Origin of the sequence: Polaribacter haliotis (genome assembly GCF_014784055.1) — a bacterium.
In the GTDB taxonomy this organism is placed as follows: Bacteria; Bacteroidota; Bacteroidia; order Flavobacteriales; family Flavobacteriaceae; genus Polaribacter; species Polaribacter haliotis.
In genome coordinates this window covers 769,471-787,588 of the sequence record NZ_CP061813.1, presented here as the reverse complement: position 1 = coordinate 787,588, position 18,118 = coordinate 769,471, and the positions used below count along the sequence as shown (strand labels likewise).

The window sequence follows — 18,118 nt, the reverse complement described above, 5'->3', positions numbered from 1 at the left end:
TTTGTTTAACTCTGTGGATTATTTTTTATTCACCTAGTTTGTCTTGCTGAAAGCATCTCCAAAAAAAACTTTTTTCCACCAAGCAACCTTTTTTAAACTTTGGTAGTCTATATATTTGTAAGGCAATAAAAACGCAACCAAGAGGCTTGAAAATTATTAAACTGCATAACGAAAAGTCGCTCATTAAAAAAGCGACAGACAACAACAGAGAAGCGCAAAAACAATTGTTTGAGCAGCATTCACCTAAAATGTTGGGAGTTTGTAGGCAATATGTAAAAGATTTACATCATGCAGAAGATTTAATGTTACAAGGTTTCTTAAAGGTTTTTACCAACTTACATAAGTTTAAACACGAAGGTAGTTTTGAAGGTTGGATTCGAAGAATAATGGTGAATACTTGTATTTCTTACCTCCGAAAAAAAAATGTAGTCGATTTATCTGACGAAGAGTATGTATTTAACGATGCAGCTACAGAAAGTTTAGAAAATACTTCTGTAGATGATATTCAAAAACTGATAGATAAATTGCCAGAAGGTTACAAAATGGTATTTAATTTATACGCCATAGAAGGTTATAAACATCAGGAAATTGCCACCAAATTAGGTATTTCTGAAAGTACATCGAAATCGCAATTGTTTAAAGCACGTAAATTATTGCAACAAAATTATAAGATAATGAATAAAACAATTCATGAAAACAAATAAGTTAGACAACAACATAAAAAAGAAGTTCGAAAACAGAACTTTAGAACCATCAGTTTCTGCTTGGGAACGTTTATCGACACAATTAGATGAGCAACCAAAGCAAAAAAAGAAAGGTTGGTTTTTTTATATCGGTTATGCAGCAAGTATTTTGGCGGTAATTTCTATAGGAATTTATTTATTTTCTAATGATGATGAAATGGTGATTCCAAACCAAATTATTGTAGAAAAAAACATAGATACAATTTTAATAAAAAATAAAATTGATGAAATGTTTAATGAAGTTCCCTTAGAAAAAACAATTGTTAAAAATAATAAAGTAGAGGAGAAGGCTGAAAAAAAAGAGGTTACTAAAAATAATGCTATTGCAAATAATGTGAAGCAATCTGAAAATAAAAAAGAAAAAAATATTTTAGATAATAGAAAACCATCATCAAAAAAACGTCAGAATAATTCATCAATAATTGCAAAGGTTGAAGAAAATAGTACGAACGTAAATTCTGATTCTAATGTTCCTGAAATAAAAGTGAATTCATCAAAAACAAATTCAAAAACCACAAATAATAGAATAAAAGTAAGTAGCGAAGATTTATTATATGCAGTCACACATTCAGAAAGTGAAGTAAAAAGATACTATGCTAAACATAATGTAACTCAAGACGATGTTTTAAAAACGATTAAAGATGAGCTCAAAAAATCGAATTTAAAAGTGAATCCAGAAACCATTTTAGCAGAAGTAGAACGAAATATTGGCGACGATGCTTTTCAAAATAACTTTTTAAATACCTTAAAGAATAAAATTACAAATATCGCAACTGCAATTGCAAATAGAAATAATTAAAAAAATAATACATAAAATATCATGAAAAAAATAGTACTAATAATGGTGTTGTTTGTAACAACAATTACCACAGCACAAACAAAAACATTCGAGAAAGAAGTTCGAAAAATTTCTAAAAGAATAGATCTAATTACAAAGACTCAGAAAGATTCTTTAAAAATGAAGGTAATAGAAATTGATAAAAAATTAGAAAGAGGAGAGATTACAAAGTCTACAGCAGATACCTTAAAAAAGGAAATTGCAAGCTATCATGCTAAACAAATTGAAGAAAAAGTTGGCGAACAAGAAAGATTATTACAATTATTGGTGCAAGACAAAACGAACGGAAAAATTGTAAGTGCTACAGAAAGCGATCTTTCAAAAGACGAAGTAAACACATTTACAATTGGAAGTAAGGTATTTCGTTTTACGGTAGATGAAGACGAAACTAAAGAGAAAAAAAGAACAACAAAGAAGAGAAAAAGAAGTTATAATAATAGGTCTACAAGTCAGTTTGTATTCGCAATGGGAGTTAATAATGTACTTCAAAATAACAAACTTTCAACTTTAAGCGATTCTCAATACAAATTATGGCAATCACATTTTTATGAATTAGGTTTTACTTGGAAAACAAGATTCTCTAAGGAACCTTCTCAGTTATATTTTAAATATGGAGTTTCTTTTTTATGGAATAACTTGCGATTAGATAACAATCAGTATCATGTTAAAAATAGAGATATGACAGAGATTCAAACTTTTTCAGAAAACTTAAAGGAAAGTAGATTGCGTCATGTTCAAGTAAATTTTCCAATACACATTGAGTGGGATTTATCAAAAAATAGAACTTATAAAAATGGTTCTGTTTACGATAATACAAACAGATCTATAAGATTAGGAGTTGGAGGGTTTGTTGGTTTTAAATTAGGAACAAGACAATATTTAGAGTTTAATGATGCCAATGGCGTAGAAACAAGACAAGTAGAATATGACAATTTTAATATGAACACCGTTAATTATGGTTTAAGTGCTTATTTAGGCTATAGATCTACTAGTTTTTATGTAAAATACGATTTAAATCCTTTGTTTAAAGATACAGAAACAAGAAATATCTCTTTAGGAATTCGTTTAGATTTAAATTAAGAGTTTTAATTTTTAATAAAATTAACCAGTGTTATTAAAGTCTATTTTGATTTTTAGTAAGACTGGTTTTACTTTAGAAAAAGCTTTTAAAATATTGTAAATAAGATGGTTTAAATATCAAAAAAGTTACTATATTTGCACCCTTAAAAATAAACATTAAATAATTAATTTATGAATCATTACGAAACTGTTTTCATTTTGAATCCCGTTTTATCTGATACTCAGATAAAGGAGACAGTACAAAAGTTCGAAGATTATTTAGTTTCTAAAGGAGCTGAAATAATCGCAAAAGAAGATTGGGGCTTAAAGAAATTAGCTTATCCAATTCAAAAGAAAAAAAGTGGTTTTTATCACTTAATTGACTTTAAAATTTCTGGAGAAGAAATTACTGCGTTTGAATTAGAGTTTAGAAGAGACGATAGCGTTATGCGTTATTTAACTGTAAGACTAGACAAACATGCAGAAGCTTGGGCAGAAAAAAGAAGAGAACGTGTTAAATCTACAAAAAAATAAGAAATGGCTACAATAGAACAACAAGCAAAAGGTGGTAAATCTGCTGACGTTAGATATTTAACGCCTTTAGATATAGACACTAAAAAAGAAGCAAAATACTGTAGATTTAAGAAAAAAGGTATCAAGTATATCGATTATAAAGATGCAGATTTCTTAATGTATTTAGTAAACGAACAAGGTAAAATTTTACCAAGACGTTTAACAGGAACATCATTAAAATATCAACGTAAAGTAGCGCAGGCAATCAAAAGATGTCGTCATTTAGCGTTAATGCCTTATGTTGGAGATTTACTAAAATAATAAAGACGTAAGACATGGAATTGATATTAAGACAAGACGTAGAAAACTTAGGATTTAAAGACGATGTTGTAGACGTTAAAAACGGATATGGTAGAAACTTTTTAATCCCAACAGGGCAAGCTGTTTTAGCTACTTCATCTGCAAAAAAAGTTTTAGCAGAGAATTTAAAACAAAGAGCTTATAAAGAAGCAAAAATAATTGAAGATGCTAATAAAATAGCAGAAGAAATTAAAGGATACGAAATTAAAATTGCATCTAAAACTGGTTCAGGAGACAAATTATTTGGTTCTGTAAACAATATAGATTTAGCAGCAGCAATAGAAAAAGCAGGAACAGAAATTGACAAGAAATTTATTAAAGTTGTTGGTGGTTCTGTTAAAAGATTAGGTAAATACGAAGCTTCTGTAAGATTACACAGAGCAGTTGTAGCAGACATTACTTTTGAAGTTGTTTCTGAATAATTTACTTTAAATTTATTTTATAAAAAGCTCGTTAGAAATAACGAGCTTTTTTTTACTTCCAACTACAAACTTCCAACTACAAACTTCCAACTACAAACTTCCAACTTCAACCTTCAAATGAAATACAGACAACTCACCAAAGAACAATTCGAAAATTTACACGAAGAATTTGCACGTTTTTTAGCATCACAAAGTATCGATGTAAAAGAATGGAACCAGATTAAGGCAGAAAAGCCAGAAGTTGCAGAAGAAGAAATGAATGTTTTTTCTGATGTTGTTTGGGACGACGTTTTAACCAAAGTAAAATATGTAGAACATTTCTCAGAAACTTCTGCGAATCTTTTTAAATGCGAAGACGAAGAAATTCATAGAATTGCTATCAAAATAAATTGGGATATCAATTTATTAGAACAAAAGGGATTTGAGTGGTTAATGCAAAACCCTATGGATAATTCTGTGGAGATATTTAAAGGATCAAAACCTTATAATAACGAGAGAAATTCAGAGATTTTCGATTTAATAGAAAAAGGAAGCTCTATCTCTCAAGGAGAAATTTTCGAGTATATTAATCAGTTGATTTCGTAACGTCATTGCTAGGTACGAAGCAATCTGTTATTATTATCATTAATTATTTTTAGTAGCTATTTCCTGCTTTCCACTATATCTTTTTGTTAAAAAACAAAAAGGATGTCGTTTCAATCAGGGCTAAACCTGTTTACTGGCTTTTAATCAAATTTAAATGGCTGTTATTATTTAGTTACTTTGTAATTAAAATTTTCAACAATTCATCTGTTCCAGAACTAGCAACATCTTTAATAATAGTTAGATTATTAAAAGCGTTTTTAGAAACAGAAGGTTTAGGATCTATAAAATAAATTGGAGTATAGGGTTTTACATAGTTCACTAAACTTGCTGCAGGATACACTTGCATAGAAGTACCAATAATTATTAAAATATCTGCAGTTTGGGTAATTTCTACAGCTTTATCTAACATGGGTACCATTTCTCCAAACCAAACAATATGTGGTCTTAATTGACTTTTATTTCCACATAAATCACCCAAAACTAAATCCTTTTTCCATTCTAAAATAGCATTTTCATTTATAGAACTTCTTACTTTTAATAATTCCCCATGCAAATGCGTAACATTTTTACTTCCAGCTCTTTCGTGTAAATCATCTACATTTTGTGTAATTATTTCAACATGAAAATTGTTTTCTAATTCAACCAAGTTAGAATGTGCTCTATTTGGAGAAACTTCCAATAATTGTTTTCTACGCTGGTTGTAAAATTCTAAAACCAATTCAGGATTTTTGGCAAAACCTTCTGGAGTTGCAACTTCCATAACATCATGTCCTTCCCACAAACCATCAGCATCTCTAAAAGTATTAATGCCACTTTCTGCAGAAATTCCTGCACCAGTTAAAACAACTATTTTTTTCATCAATTAAAATGTTTTGTAAAATGTATTAAGAGTAAAAATAATAGTTTTAAGTTTGTTTTTATGATGGATGAAAAATTATTAACCTATTTCGAAGGTTTTTTAACAGATAAAAGAAAATCGCTCTTCAAAAGAATTTTAGAGGATAGAACAAGACATTTTACAGTTGTTTTAGAAGATATTTATCAAGCACATAATGCAAGTGCAGTAGTTAGAACTTGCGATATTTTTGGAGTGCAAGATGTACATGCAATAGAGAATAAATACACAAATAAAGTGTCAAGACATGTTGCAAAAGGTTCTCAAAAATGGTTAAGTCAGTTTAATTATAGAGAAGATGGAGATAATACTAAAGATTGTTTAAATAAATTAAAATCAGAAGGTTATCAAATTATAGCAACAACTCCTCATAATAATTCTTGTATGTTACAAGATTTTGATGTTTCTAAAAAATCAGCTTTTGTATTTGGAGTAGAAAAAGAAGGCGTTTCTAATTATGTAAAAGAACAAGCAGATGGTTTTTTAAAAATTCCTATGGTTGGTTTTACAGAAAGCTTAAATATTTCTGTAGCAGCAGCAATTATTTTACAAGATGTAACCACAAAACTTCGAAATTCTGATGTGAATTGGCAACTTTCAGAAAAAGAAAAAGAGTTTTTATATTTTGATTGGGTAAAAAAGACCATTAAGAATGTTGATAAAATTGAAGAACGATATTATCAAAAATAATTAGTAATTTTAAAGAGCCAACTTAAAACTAAAATTATGACTTGCGGAATTTATTTAACTTTTAATGGAAATTGCGAAAAAGCAATGCTACATTATCAAGATATTTTTGATGGAGAAATTACAATTACTATGCGTTATTCAGAAGGTCCACCAGAATTTAGTACACCAGAAATTGCAAATAAAATAATGCATGCAACAATGGTATTTGGTAATAATTGTGAAATTAAAGCATCTGATAGTTTTCATGAACCTTTAAATAAAGGGAACAACTTTCACGTTTCAATTTTAGCAGATGATAATGAAAGTGCATATTCTTATTTTTCTGGTTTAGCTGAAGAAGGAAAAATCACAATGCCTTATAATGATGTTTTTTGGGGTGGAAAATTTGGAAGTTGTGTTGATAAATTTGGAGTTCAATGGATGATAAGTTCAAATGCTGAAAATGTATAATTTATGGATAAAAAAATAAAAGAATACATCAGTAAAAAAGAAAAATGGCGAAAAGAATTGGAATTATTACGTTCTGTATTTTCTAATTTACCTGTTGTAGAAACTATAAAATGGGGTGCACCAACATATGTTTTTGAAGGAAAAAATATAGTTGGTTTGGCTGCGTTTAAAAGCTACTGTGGTTTGTGGTTTTTTCAAGGAGCATTACTTAAAGATAAACAGAAAGTATTCGTAAACGCGCAAGAAGGAAAAACGAAAGCGATGTTGCAATGGCGTTTTTCTTCATTAGAAGAAATCGATAAAGATTTAATAAAAGAATATGTTTTAGAAGCAATTGAAAACGTAAGGTTAGGCAAAGAAATAAAACCAGACAGAGCTAAAAAAGAACTTATAATTCCAGAAGAATTACAGCAAGAATTAAATTCGAATAAAGATTTTAAAGAGAAATTTAAAGCATTTTCTAATAGCTGTAAAAGAGAATATGCAAATTATATTTCTGAAGCGAAAAGAGAAGAAACGCGTTTAAGAAGATTGGAAAAAATTATTCCTATGATTTTAAATGGAGCAGGATTACATGATAAATACAAGAATTGTTAAGTTTTTCTATTTGTATTTTCTGCCTTTCGACTTCGATTAAAGTAAACTGCAGTCTAGAAATGGCTTTAAAATAATAGAGTTTTAAAAAAATAAGTTTCGGTTTGTCATTTCTACCTTTCGACTTCTCTCAAGATAAACTTCGGTAGGGATCTTTATTTGGTTCGTTAATTTTCTAAAAGCTTATTATGGATTCCTGCCTTCGCAGGAATGACATTAACTTAATCAACAATAACTTTCTCTATAGTTGAAGTAGAATCGCAACGTTTAACATACAAATGCACATTTTTCAAACTATCTTTTCCAGTAATATAATATTCTGCGCAAGGTTTTTGTCTTGGTTCACTTTTACCAAAATCAACATCTCCATTCGTAAGAATTGTAGAAATCTTTAAAGTATCAATATTAAATTTATGCATTGCATTTTTTGCATCATCAGAAAATAAACGTTCTTTAATACGAATGGTTTTTAATGTTCTTGCATCCATTCCATAATCGAAAGTTGCATTTTTCTTTTGCCAGAAAAAATAAACACCAATAGAACCTAGGGTTAAACCAATTAAATAATAAAAAATTCTTTTTACGAGCATTGTTGAATTTTGAACTGCAAAGTTAGTTTTTTAATGATAAATAACCACTTATAAAATCAACAAATTAATATCTCTAAAAGGTAAATCGAACCAATCTGCAACTGTTTTATTGGTAAGAATTCCATGATAAAAATACATTCCGTTTCTTAAACTTTTATCGAATCTGGCAGTATTTTCGAAACCACCTTCTTCAGCAATATTTAGTAAATAAGGTGTAAAAATATTACTGATAGAAACTGAAGCCGTTCTTGCATATCTTGCAGGAATATTTGGCACACAATAGTGAATTACTCCATGTTTAACAAAAGTCGGTGTCTTATGTGTTGTTACATTTGAAGATTCAAAGCAACCACCTCTATCGATACTAACATCTACAACAACAGCGCCTTCTTTCATTTTTTCAATCATTTCTTCTGTGGCACAAATTGGAGATCTATTTTTTCCTCTAATGGCTCCAATTGCAACGTCACAACGCATTAATGCTTTTAAAACGGATTTTGGCTGAATCGTAGATGTGTAAATTGGTGCATGCAAACAATCTTGTAATTTTCTTAATTTACTAATAGAATTATCGAAAACTTTTACTCTTGCACCTAAACCAATAGCAGTTCTTGCAGCATATTCTCCCACAGTTCCTGCACCAAAAATAACAACGCTTGTTGGTGGAACTCCACCAATATTACCAAATAATAGTCCATTTCCTTTATTAACGCCGCTCATTAATTCACCAGCAATTAAAATAGAAGCAGTTCCAGCAATTTCACTTAGCGATTTTACAATTGGGTACGAATCATGGTCGTCTTTTATATAATCGAATGCAATTGCAGTAATTTTTTTCTTAGATAAACATTCGAAATATTTTTTTGACTGTGTTTTTAGTTGCAAAGAAGAAATTAATATCGCCTTAGGATTTATAAACTCAATTTCTTCTTCTGTTGGTGGAGCCACTTTTAAGACAATATTGCATTTAAAAGCTTCTTCTACATTGTAAGATATTTTTGCACCAGCTTCAGAATATTCTTTATCAGTAAAATTTGCGCCATCACCAGCACCAGTTTCAATAACAATTCTATGTCCATTTGCAGTTAAAGCACCAACAGCATCAGGCGTTAAACAAACTCTTTTTTCGCTTAATTGTGTTTCTTTTGGTAAGCCAATAAATAATTCTCCTTTTTGTTTTTTGATCTCTAACATCTCTTCCTGAGGAATTAGCTCTTCTTTACTAAATGGAGAAAATGAACTCATATTTTGGTTATTTAAGTTGAATGTTACGTTGTCCGTTTTCTAAAGTAGATAAATGAATTGCAACAGATTCTAAAGGTAATAAATTTTCGACATTTTCTGGCCATTCAATTAAGCACCAATCGTTATTATATAAATAATCTTCAATTCCCATGTCTAAGGCTTCATTTTCGTCTTCAATTCTATAAAAATCAAAATGAAAAACTTTATTATTTTCTGAAGTTTGATATTCGTTAACCAAAGAAAAAGTAGGAGAGGAGATATTGTCTAAAACACCCAATTGTTTACAAATTTCTTTGATAAGTGTTGTTTTTCCAACGCCCATTTCACCATAAAATAACAAAGTCTTGTTTTTTACTGATGTAATAAGTTCTGAAACAATTGAAGATAAATCTTCTAAAGAATAGTTTTTGTTCATATTGCAAAAATAATGAAGAAAATGAATTTAATGTTTAAAAAAAGTATTGTTTGTGTCTTTAAAATAGAGTTTCAGAACATATTCTTTTGAAAAAACAAAAAAAAATCGTTTTTTTATAATAGCTATGAAAAAAATAATCAAAAAAGGAAAGAAAGAAGGTGCAATTATTTTTCTACATGCAAGCTCATCATCAAGTTCAGTTTTCAATCATATTTTAAATTCAGATGAGGTTCAGCAGACAAAAATTGCAATAGATTTACCAGGACATGGTAATAGTATTGAAGAATATAAAAATCATGAAGATTTTACGGTCGATTTTTTTACTGAAAAACTAATAGAGTATATAAATTCAATTGAGGATTCTATTTTATTGGTTGGTAATTCTTTAGGTGGACATTTAGCAATTGAAATCGCAAATAAAATTCATAATTTAAAAGGTTTATTAATTTTTGGAACTCCACCTTTAAAAAAACCAATTAATTTTGAAGAAGCTTTCTTGCCAGTTGCTGCATTGCAAACCTTTCTTACAGAAAACCCTTCTAATTCAGAAATAGAAGCTGCAGCTAATGTTGCTGTTGTAAATGAAAAATGTGTTTATACTATTATTTCGGACTTTAAGAATACAAATTCAAATGTTAGAAAGAAGGTTGCAGAAGATATTTTAGGAAATAATTTAGCCAACGAACATGAGATTTTTACAAAATTGCAAGTTCCTAAATTTATAATTGTGGGTGATAAAGACCCATCAGTAAACTCAACATACTTAAGCCAAGTTCAAAAAGATTGTGAACATTATTGTGAAATAATTCCATTTGAAAATTGTGGGCATTATGCAAGTTTAGAAAAGCCAAACGAATTTTTAGATGCTATAAATACCATTTCTAAAAATGTTTTTATATGATGCTATATACAGAAAAGGAATATTTAATTCAAAACGAGCATAGCACATTTCGTTTAAAAAACTTATATAAAGAGAATAGAAATCTCTTTTATGAGATAGTAGATTATTTACCTTTTCCTATGTATGTAAATTGTAGAAAAACATTTGATTATCAGTTTTTTAGTGATTCTTTTTTTAGTTATGGACAAGAAATTGAAAATCTATATTTAGAAGGAGGAAAATACTTGCCTACCATTTCCGAACCTTTTCTTTTAAAAAATGCCATTAATAAAGCAAGAAAATTTAGCTTATTAAATGATTACGATTCCATTTGTTCTTATTTACAGTGCGTTTCTTTGAATAAAAAAATGACTCATTATTATACGAATAAATGTTTAATTGATGATGAACTTACATTAAATACGACTGTTTTTCTAAATCAACAAAATACATTAGCTAAATTATTTAGAATGATTTTGCCAGAGTCAAATTATACTTTAAGATACTGGCAACGTTTCCAAAGTTTAACAAAACAAGAAAAACTAATTTTACATTTAATTGCAAATGGGAATAATAGCAAAGTTATTGGAGAACAGTTATGTATTTCTATACATACTGTTGCAACACATAGAAAAAATATCAGCAATAAATTAGATGCTTCTTCATTGGCAGATTTAATAAGGTTTTCTATGGTTTTAGAATTGTTATAAAAATGTTTTTAGATAAGATTACCTTAATTTTATAATCTTAAAACGTACTTTAAGATTAAAATCGAATAAACAATTTTCTAAAACTTGTCCTTCAACTATATTATGTAAAAACATAAAACATTTTTGGTCTTTAGAATTTTGTTTACTACTAATTCCAATGTGTATAATTGCCTAATCTAAATTCTAGCAAACAATATCTCGAGGAATAGGTACATATTAAACAAAGTTTTACTGCTACTGCAACTAATAACTGCCAACTAAATCTACTTCGGACTATAAACAGCACAAGGAATAATCACTTCTTCCAAAGAAACACCACCATGTTGATACGTATTTTTAAAATACTTTACAAAGTGATTAAAGTTGTTTGGATACGCAAAAAACATATCCTCTTTGGCAAAAATAAACGGACTATTCATAGCTACAGTTGGTAAGAAAATGTCTTTCGGGTTTCTTACAGCATACACATCTTTCTCTTCATAAGACAAACTTCTACCAGTTTTGTATCGTAAATTAGAACTAATATTTTTATCGCCAATCACTTTAGTTGGATGCTTACAATTAATGGTTCCATGATCTGTTGTAATAATTAATTTCTGACCTAAATTTTGCGCTTTTTGGATGATTTCAAACAATGGAGAATTCTTAAACCAACTCAAGGTTAAACTTCTGTAAGCCTTGTCATCTCCAGCTAATTCTTTAATTACTTCCATTTCTGTTTTAGAATGCGAAAGAATATCAACAAAATTATAAACAACGGCTGTTAAATCGTTTTCTTTCGTTCCATTGTAATTATCTGCCAATTCTTTTCCACTTTTTAGCGAAGAAATTTTATAATATTCGTGTTTAATATCTAATCCTAAACGTTTTATTTGAGCCGTTAGAAATTCATTTTCAAACAAATTCATTCCACCTTCATCTGTATCATTTTTCCAATAATTAGGATGTCTTTTCTCCATTTCTGAAGGCATTAAACCAGAAAAAATGGCATTTCTAGCATATTGAGTTGCAGTTGGCAGAATAGAAAAATACGTATACTCTTCGTCTTTTTTATAATGATTGTTAATTAATGGCTCTAAAATTCTGTATTGGTCGTAACGTAAATTATCAATAACAACCCATAAAATACTTTGGTCTTTTTTAATTTCTGGGACTATATAATCTTTAAATAAAGTATGCGAAAATGTAGGTTTATCGTGAGCAGTTAAAAAATCTTCATAATTTTTTTTAATGAATTTAAAAAATTGCGAATTTGCTTCTTGTTTCTGGCTTTCTAAAATACCCAACATACCAGGGTCGCTAATATTTTCTAGCTCTAATTCCCAGTGAATTAGTTTTTTATAGAGGTCAATCCAATCTTCATACGAATTTACCATCGCTAAATCCATCGAAATTTTTCTAAATTCTTGCTGATAATTGGAAGTCGTTTTTTCAGAAATTAAACGTGAGTGATCTAAATTTTTCTTCAGACTCAACAAAATCTGACTCGGATTTACGGGTTTTATCAAATAATCTGCAATTTTAGAACCAATTGCTTCCTCCATAATATATTCCTCTTCACTTTTGGTAATCATTACCACAGGCAAGTTAGCTTGTTTTTGTTTGATTTCAGAAAGCGTTTCCAAACCAGTTAAACCTGGCATATTTTCATCCAAAAAAACAATATCAAAATTAGTTTCGGCAACTAAATCTATAGCATCAGCACCATTTGTACAGGTTGTAACTTTATAATCTTTTCGTTCTAAAAAGAGAATATGTGGTTTTAATAATTCAATTTCATCATCAACCCATAAAATTTGTATGTTGCTCATCGTATCTTTTCGTTTTATTCTGAACGTTAAAAATACCCATTTGTTATAATTCTATTGGTTTTAAAATGATAAAATATTGCCAAAAAATTGAATTAGATTTAAATTAAAATTTGTGCATTTGTAGCAATATGTTGTACTTTGCATAACATAGATAAATTTTTATCAACTTGAAGAAAACAACACCCAATAAACTTAAAATATTAAACGATCCAATTTATGGATTTATACAAATACCAAACTCTTTAATTTTTGATGTTATAGAACACCCATATTTTCAGCGTTTACGAAGAATAACACAAATGGGTTTTTCTAATTTAGTATATCCAGGAGCGAATCACACACGTTTTCATCATGCCATTGGTTGTATGCATTTAATGCAGAAGGCGATACGTGTTTTACGTTTTAAACAAGTCGAAATTTCTGATAAAGAAGAATGTGGTTTGTATTTGGCAATTTTGTTACATGATATTGGTCATGGCGCATTTTCGCACGCTTTGGAACATAGTATTGTGAGTGGAATTTCTCATGAAGAAATTTCGTTAAAATTTATGAAGAAATTAAACGAAGAATTCAGTGGAGAGCTCACACTAGCCATTGAAATTTTCGAAGGCAAAAATCCACGTAAATTTTTAGGTCAATTAATTTCTAGTCAGTTAGATATCGATAGATTAGATTATTTAAAACGAGATAGTTTTTACACAGGTGTAACAGAAGGTAATATTTCATCAGATCGTTTAATTGCAATGATGAATGTTAAAAACGACGAATTAGTTATCGAGAAAAAAGGAATTTATTCCGTTGAAAAATTCTTAATTGCCAGAAGACTTATGTATTGGCAAGTGTATTTGCATAAAACAGGTTTGGTTGCAGAAAATATTTTAGTCAATGTTTTAAAAAGAGCAAAAGAATTGGCAGAAAAAGGAGTGGAGTTGTATTCGAGTTCTGCACTTCATTATTTTTTATACAATCAAATTAATGCTAATAATTTCACAGAAGAAACGTTAGAAATGTTTTCTAAATTAGATGATTATGATATTTTATCAGCTATAAAAGAATGGGTAAACCACGATGATAAAATATTATCACTTTTAGCAAAAATGATTGTCGATAGAAATTTATTACGAATAGAAATGCAAAAAGAGGCTTTTGAGGATTCATACATTGACAAAAAGAAACAAAAAGCAGTCGAAAAACTAAACATTTCAAAAGAAGAAACGCGTTACTTTGTTTTTACACAGCAAATTAGAAATCAAGCTTATAATTTAGAGAAACCAGTATTAATATTGAATAAAAAAGGCAAACTAAAAGATATAGCCAAAGCATCTGACCAATTAAATTTACAAGCATTAACAAAGCCAGTAGTAAAACACTTTATTTGTTATCCAAAATAATATCAGATTAGCCAAAACCGTATTATTTTTATATTTTTGCGATTAATGAAATTTACAGCACAACAAATAGCAGATATTTTAGAAGGCGATATTTTGGGGAATCCCAATGAAGAAGTATCTACTTTATCTAAAATTGAAGAAGGAAAAAAAGGTTCTTTAACTTTTTTATCGAACCCTAAATATAATTCGTATTTATACACTACAAATGCTTCTGTTGCGATTGTAAATAAGAGTTTTGTTCCAGAAAAAGAAATTAATACGACTTTAATTCAAGTTGAAAATGCGTACAAATCTTTCTCTAAATTATTAGAGTTTTACAACGAAGTAAAAAATAATAAACAGGGTAGAGAACAACCACATTTTATTGCTGAAACCGCTACAATTGGAGAAAGCGAATATATTGGAGCATTTGCGTACATAGGCGAAAACGTTAAAATAGGAAATAATGTAAAGATTTTTCCGAACTCGTATATTGGAGATAATTCAATTATAGGTAATAATACTACGATTTTTGCAGGAGTAAAAATTTATTCGGAAACCGTAATTGGGAGTAATTGTAAAATTCATTCAGGATGCGTTATTGGAGCAGATGGTTTTGGTTTTGCACCTAATGAAGATGGAGAATACAAAGCAATTCCACAAATTGGAAATGTTATTATAGAAGATAATGTAGATATTGGTTCTGCATCTACTATTGATAGAGCAACTTTAGGTTCTACAATAATAAGAAAAGGAGTTAAGTTAGACAATCAAATACAAATTGCACACAATGTAGAAGTTGGTAAAAATACTGTTATTGCATCGCAAACTGGAATTGCTGGTTCCACAAAAATTGGAAATAATTGTATGATTGGTGGGCAAGTTGGTGTGGCTGGACATCTAAAAATAGGGAATAACGTTAAAATTCTAGCTCAAGCAGGAATTTCTAAAAATGTAAAAGATGGCGAAATTTTAAACGGTTCGCCAGCTTTTAAAGCTTTAGATTATAATAGAAGTTCTGTATATTTTAAAAAATTACCATCTATAGTAAACAGAATAAACAATATAGAAAAAGAATTTAAGTCTCAAAAAGAGGAATTATAATGAGTAAGAAACAAAAAACGATTCAAAAAGAAGTTAGTTTATCTGGTGTAGGACTTCATACAGGTAATACTGTTAATATGATTTTGAAACCTGCTCCAATAAATCATGGTTTTGCTTTTAGTAGAGTAGATTTAGAAGGTGCACCAACAATTGAGGCAAGAGCAGAATACGTCGTAAATACACAAAGAGGAACAAATTTAGAGAAAAACGGAGTTCAAATACAGACTTCAGAACACGTTTTAGCAGCAGCAGTTGGTTTAGATATAGATAATTTACTAATAGAAATAGATGCTTCTGAACCACCAATTATGGATGGTTCTTCTAAGTTTTTTATTGAAGCTTTAGAAAAGGCAGGAATCGAAGAACAAGATGCAGAAGTTGAAGAATATATCGTAAAAGAAATTATTTCTTACAAAGATGAAGTTTCCGGAAGTGAGATTATTTTAATGCCATCAGACGAATATCAGGTTACAACAATGGTAGATTTTGGCACAAAAATATTAGGCACACAAAATGCGACTCTAGATAAAATTTCTGATTTTAAGAAAGAAATTGCAGATGCAAGAACCTTCAGTTTTTTGCATGAAATCGAAATGTTGTTAGAAAACGACTTAATAAAGGGGGGAGATTTAAATAACGCTATTGTATATGTAGATAAAGAATTATCTGAAAGTACAATGGAAAAATTAAAAAAAGCTTTTAATAAGAAAGACATTTCAATAAAACCTAATGGAATTTTAGATAATTTAACCTTACATTGGGCAAACGAAGCTGCAAGGCATAAATTATTAGATGTAATTGGAGATTTAGCATTAACAGGAACTCGAATTAGAGGAAAAGTTATCGCGAACAAACCAGGGCATTTGGTAAATACAAATTTTGCTAAGAAATTAGCGAAAATTATTAAAGCGGAAAAAAGAAACAATATTCCAAGATACGATTTACATCAACCTCCATTATTAGATATTCATCAAATAATGGATATTTTACCACACAGACCTCCGTTTTTATTGGTCGATAGAATTATCGAACTTTCAGACAAGCATGTTGTAGGAATGAAAAATGTAACAATGAACGAAAATTTCTTCGTTGGACATTTTCCAGGAGCACCAGTAATGCCTGGAGTTTTACAAGTAGAGGCAATGGCACAATGTGGAGGGATTTTAGTTTTAAGTACAGTACCAGACCCAGAAAATTATTTAACATATTTCATGAAAATGGACAATGTAAAATTCAAACAAAAAGTGTTGCCTGGAGATACATTAATATTTAAGTGTGAATTAATTACGCCAATTAGAAGAGGAATTTGTCACATGCAAGCATACGCTTATGCAAATGGTAAGTTAGTTGCAGAAGCAGAATTAATGGCACAAATTGCAAGAAAAAAATAAATTATGAATCAACCTTTAGCATACGTTCATCCGCAAGCAAAAATTGCAAGAAATGCTGTAATAGAACCTTTTACAACAATACATAACAATGTAACAATTGGTTCTGGAACATGGATTGGTTCAAATGTAACCATTATGGAAGGTGCTAGAATTGGTAAAAATTGTAGAATTTTTCCTGGAGCTGTAATTTCTGCAATTCCACAAGATTTAAAATTCGACGACGAAGAAACCACTGTAGAAATTGGAGACAATGTAACTATTCGCGAATGTGTTACTATCAATAGAGGAACTTCCGATAGAATGAAAACAGTAATTGGAGACAATTGTTTAATTATGGCATACTGTCATATTGCACACGATTGTTTTGTAGGAGAAAATTGTATTTTTTCGAATAATTCTACTTTGGCAGGTCACGTAACAATTGGAGACAATGTAGTTTTAGCAGGTATGGTTGCAGTTCATCAATTTGCTTCAGTAGGTAAACATGCTTTTGTAACTGGAGGATCTTTGGTTAGAAAAGATGTTCCTCCATATGTAAAAGCAGCAAGAGAACCTTTATCTTATGTTGGTATTAATTCAGTAGGATTAAGAAGACGTGGTTATACAACCGAAAAAATTAGAGAAATTCAGAATATTTATAGAATTTTATTCCAAAAAAATTATAATTACACTCAAGCAATTGATATAATTGAGGCTGAAATGGAAGCAACTCCAGAAAGAGACGAAATTATTCAATTTATAAAAGATTCACACAGAGGAATTATGAAAGGATATTTTAATGCTAGCTAAATTATTAGCATAAAAAATACCAAAATAATAGACCTACATTAATTTTATTGAAACAAAAAAACAGAACATTATAAATGGCTACAACATCAGATATTAGAAACGGATTGTGTATTAGATACAATAACGATATTTATAAAATCATAGAATTTTTACACGTAAAACCAGGAAAAGGCCCTGCATTTGTAAGAACTAAGTTAAAAAGTGTTACAAACGGAAAAGTTATTGATAATACATTTCCTGCTGGAAGAAAAATTGAAGATGTACGTGTAGAAACTCATAAATTTCAGTTTTTATATCACGATGGAGAATTCTATCATTTTATGAATGAAGCAGATTATACACAAATTCGATTGTTAGAAGCAGCTTTAGACACACCAGGATTAATGAAAGAAGGAGAAATCGTAACAATTATTATAAATTCTGAAGATAATATGCCACTTTCTGTGGAAATGCCAGCAAGTGTAATTTTAGAAGTTACTGCAACAGAACCTGGTGTTAAAGGAAATACAGCTACAAACGCTACAAAACCAGCAACAGTAGAAACTGGTGCGACTGTAAATGTGCCTTTATTTATTAATGAAGGTGATAAAATTAAAATAGATACTGCAAAAGGGAACTATCAAGAACGTATTAAAGAGTAAAATAAGTTTATAGTTTTTAGTCT

Annotated in this window: 22 protein-coding genes; 17 read left to right on the top strand and 5 right to left on the bottom strand. The window is 29.4% G+C overall.

Annotated elements, in window-relative coordinates:
* Window positions 1-146: 146 nt before the first annotated feature.
* The 7 genes from H9I45_RS03225 to H9I45_RS03195 all read left to right on the top strand — a co-directional run bounded on the left by H9I45_RS03225 (window position 147) and on the right by H9I45_RS03195 (window position 4,520).
* Window positions 147-704, top strand: coding sequence for an RNA polymerase sigma factor (locus H9I45_RS03225; protein WP_088353375.1), 558 nt, complete (start codon window positions 147-149; stop codon window positions 702-704).
* A complete protein-coding gene (locus H9I45_RS03220) occupies window positions 691-1,542 on the top strand; it encodes a hypothetical protein (protein WP_088353376.1) in 852 nt (283 codons plus the stop codon). The genes H9I45_RS03225 and H9I45_RS03220 overlap by 14 nt, the downstream gene beginning before the upstream one ends.
* A 21-nt stretch (window positions 1,543-1,563) precedes the next feature.
* Complete coding sequence (locus tag H9I45_RS03215) at window positions 1,564-2,661, top strand: hypothetical protein (RefSeq protein ID WP_088353377.1); 1,098 nt, start codon at window positions 1,564-1,566, stop codon at window positions 2,659-2,661.
* Window positions 2,662-2,832: 171 nt separating this feature from the next.
* Window positions 2,833-3,174: a 30S ribosomal protein S6 gene (gene rpsF, locus H9I45_RS03210; protein ID WP_088353378.1), complete on the top strand. Its 342-nt coding sequence runs from the start codon at window positions 2,833-2,835 to the stop codon at window positions 3,172-3,174.
* 3 nt (window positions 3,175-3,177) lie between these two features.
* On the top strand, window positions 3,178-3,474 hold the full coding sequence (gene rpsR / locus H9I45_RS03205) for a 30S ribosomal protein S18 (protein WP_088353379.1): 297 nt from the start codon (window positions 3,178-3,180) through the stop codon (window positions 3,472-3,474).
* Window positions 3,475-3,488: 14 nt separating this feature from the next.
* A complete protein-coding gene (gene rplI, locus H9I45_RS03200; RefSeq protein ID WP_088353380.1) occupies window positions 3,489-3,935 on the top strand; it encodes a 50S ribosomal protein L9 in 447 nt (148 codons plus the stop codon).
* Window positions 3,936-4,052: 117 nt separating this feature from the next.
* Window positions 4,053-4,520: a DUF6495 family protein gene (locus H9I45_RS03195; protein WP_088353381.1), complete on the top strand. Its 468-nt coding sequence runs from the start codon at window positions 4,053-4,055 to the stop codon at window positions 4,518-4,520.
* A gap of 172 nt (window positions 4,521-4,692) precedes the next feature.
* On the opposite strand, the gene H9I45_RS03190 is transcribed toward H9I45_RS03195, so the two are convergent.
* The gene (locus H9I45_RS03190) at window positions 4,693-5,379 is read right to left on the bottom strand and encodes an SIR2 family NAD-dependent protein deacylase (RefSeq protein WP_088353382.1); all 687 of its coding nucleotides are present in this window, start codon (window positions 5,377-5,379) and stop codon (window positions 4,693-4,695) included.
* A gap of 60 nt (window positions 5,380-5,439) precedes the next feature.
* Between H9I45_RS03190 and H9I45_RS03185 the strand changes: the two genes are divergently transcribed.
* From H9I45_RS03185 to H9I45_RS03175, 3 genes are read left to right on the top strand one after another with little or no spacing between them, the layout of a single operon-like run.
* The gene (locus tag H9I45_RS03185) at window positions 5,440-6,105 is read left to right on the top strand and encodes a TrmH family RNA methyltransferase (RefSeq protein ID WP_088353383.1); all 666 of its coding nucleotides are present in this window, start codon (window positions 5,440-5,442) and stop codon (window positions 6,103-6,105) included.
* 36 nt (window positions 6,106-6,141) lie between these two features.
* On the top strand, window positions 6,142-6,555 hold the full coding sequence (locus H9I45_RS03180; RefSeq protein ID WP_088353384.1) for a VOC family protein: 414 nt from the start codon (window positions 6,142-6,144) through the stop codon (window positions 6,553-6,555).
* 3 nt (window positions 6,556-6,558) lie between these two features.
* Entirely contained in the window at window positions 6,559-7,152 is a 594-nt protein-coding gene (locus tag H9I45_RS03175) for a YdeI/OmpD-associated family protein (RefSeq protein WP_088353385.1), read from the top strand.
* Window positions 7,153-7,370: 218 nt separating this feature from the next.
* On the opposite strand, the gene H9I45_RS03170 is transcribed toward H9I45_RS03175, so the two are convergent.
* Genes H9I45_RS03170 through tsaE form a run of 3 tightly spaced genes read right to left on the bottom strand, consistent with a single transcriptional unit; the run spans window position 7,371 to window position 9,399 of the window.
* Entirely contained in the window at window positions 7,371-7,739 is a 369-nt protein-coding gene (locus H9I45_RS03170) for a DUF4258 domain-containing protein (protein ID WP_088353386.1), read from the bottom strand.
* A 48-nt stretch (window positions 7,740-7,787) separates the two neighbouring features.
* Window positions 7,788-8,984: an alanine dehydrogenase gene (locus H9I45_RS03165; protein ID WP_088353387.1), complete on the bottom strand. Its 1,197-nt coding sequence runs from the start codon at window positions 8,982-8,984 to the stop codon at window positions 7,788-7,790.
* Between the two features lie 7 nt (window positions 8,985-8,991).
* Entirely contained in the window at window positions 8,992-9,399 is a 408-nt protein-coding gene (gene tsaE, locus H9I45_RS03160) for a tRNA (adenosine(37)-N6)-threonylcarbamoyltransferase complex ATPase subunit type 1 TsaE (protein WP_088353388.1), read from the bottom strand.
* Between the two features lie 124 nt (window positions 9,400-9,523).
* Between tsaE and H9I45_RS03155 the strand changes: the two genes are divergently transcribed.
* Together H9I45_RS03155 and H9I45_RS03150 are read left to right on the top strand one after the other, a co-directional pair.
* Window positions 9,524-10,300 carry an alpha/beta fold hydrolase gene (locus H9I45_RS03155; RefSeq protein WP_088353389.1) on the top strand — a complete coding sequence of 259 codons (777 nt, stop codon included), beginning with the start codon at window positions 9,524-9,526 and terminating at the stop codon, window positions 10,298-10,300.
* Window positions 10,297-10,989 carry a LuxR C-terminal-related transcriptional regulator gene (locus H9I45_RS03150; RefSeq protein WP_088353390.1) on the top strand — a complete coding sequence of 231 codons (693 nt, stop codon included), beginning with the start codon at window positions 10,297-10,299 and terminating at the stop codon, window positions 10,987-10,989. Before H9I45_RS03155 ends, H9I45_RS03150 begins: the two co-directional genes overlap by 4 nt.
* A gap of 263 nt (window positions 10,990-11,252) precedes the next feature.
* Here the strand turns inward: H9I45_RS03150 and porX are convergent, their stop codons facing one another.
* Window positions 11,253-12,800, bottom strand: a complete 1,548-nt coding sequence (gene porX / locus H9I45_RS03145; RefSeq protein ID WP_088353391.1) for a T9SS response regulator signal transducer PorX — start codon at window positions 12,798-12,800, stop codon at window positions 11,253-11,255.
* 167 nt (window positions 12,801-12,967) lie between these two features.
* On the opposite strand from porX, the gene H9I45_RS03140 reads away from it, so the two are divergent.
* The 5 genes from H9I45_RS03140 to efp all read left to right on the top strand — a co-directional run bounded on the left by H9I45_RS03140 (window position 12,968) and on the right by efp (window position 18,095).
* Complete coding sequence (locus H9I45_RS03140) at window positions 12,968-14,191, top strand: HD domain-containing protein (RefSeq protein ID WP_088353392.1); 1,224 nt, start codon at window positions 12,968-12,970, stop codon at window positions 14,189-14,191.
* Window positions 14,192-14,236: 45 nt separating this feature from the next.
* Window positions 14,237-15,274 carry a UDP-3-O-(3-hydroxymyristoyl)glucosamine N-acyltransferase gene (gene lpxD, locus H9I45_RS03135; RefSeq protein WP_088353393.1) on the top strand — a complete coding sequence of 346 codons (1,038 nt, stop codon included), beginning with the start codon at window positions 14,237-14,239 and terminating at the stop codon, window positions 15,272-15,274.
* Window positions 15,274-16,665, top strand: coding sequence for a bifunctional UDP-3-O-[3-hydroxymyristoyl] N-acetylglucosamine deacetylase/3-hydroxyacyl-ACP dehydratase (locus H9I45_RS03130; RefSeq protein ID WP_088353394.1), 1,392 nt, complete (start codon window positions 15,274-15,276; stop codon window positions 16,663-16,665). The genes lpxD and H9I45_RS03130 overlap by 1 nt, the downstream gene beginning before the upstream one ends.
* A gap of 3 nt (window positions 16,666-16,668) precedes the next feature.
* Window positions 16,669-17,454, top strand: a complete 786-nt coding sequence (gene lpxA / locus H9I45_RS03125; protein WP_088353395.1) for an acyl-ACP--UDP-N-acetylglucosamine O-acyltransferase — start codon at window positions 16,669-16,671, stop codon at window positions 17,452-17,454.
* 74 nt (window positions 17,455-17,528) lie between these two features.
* Window positions 17,529-18,095, top strand: a complete 567-nt coding sequence (efp, locus tag H9I45_RS03120; RefSeq protein WP_088353396.1) for an elongation factor P — start codon at window positions 17,529-17,531, stop codon at window positions 18,093-18,095.
* Window positions 18,096-18,118: the final 23 nt, after the last annotated feature.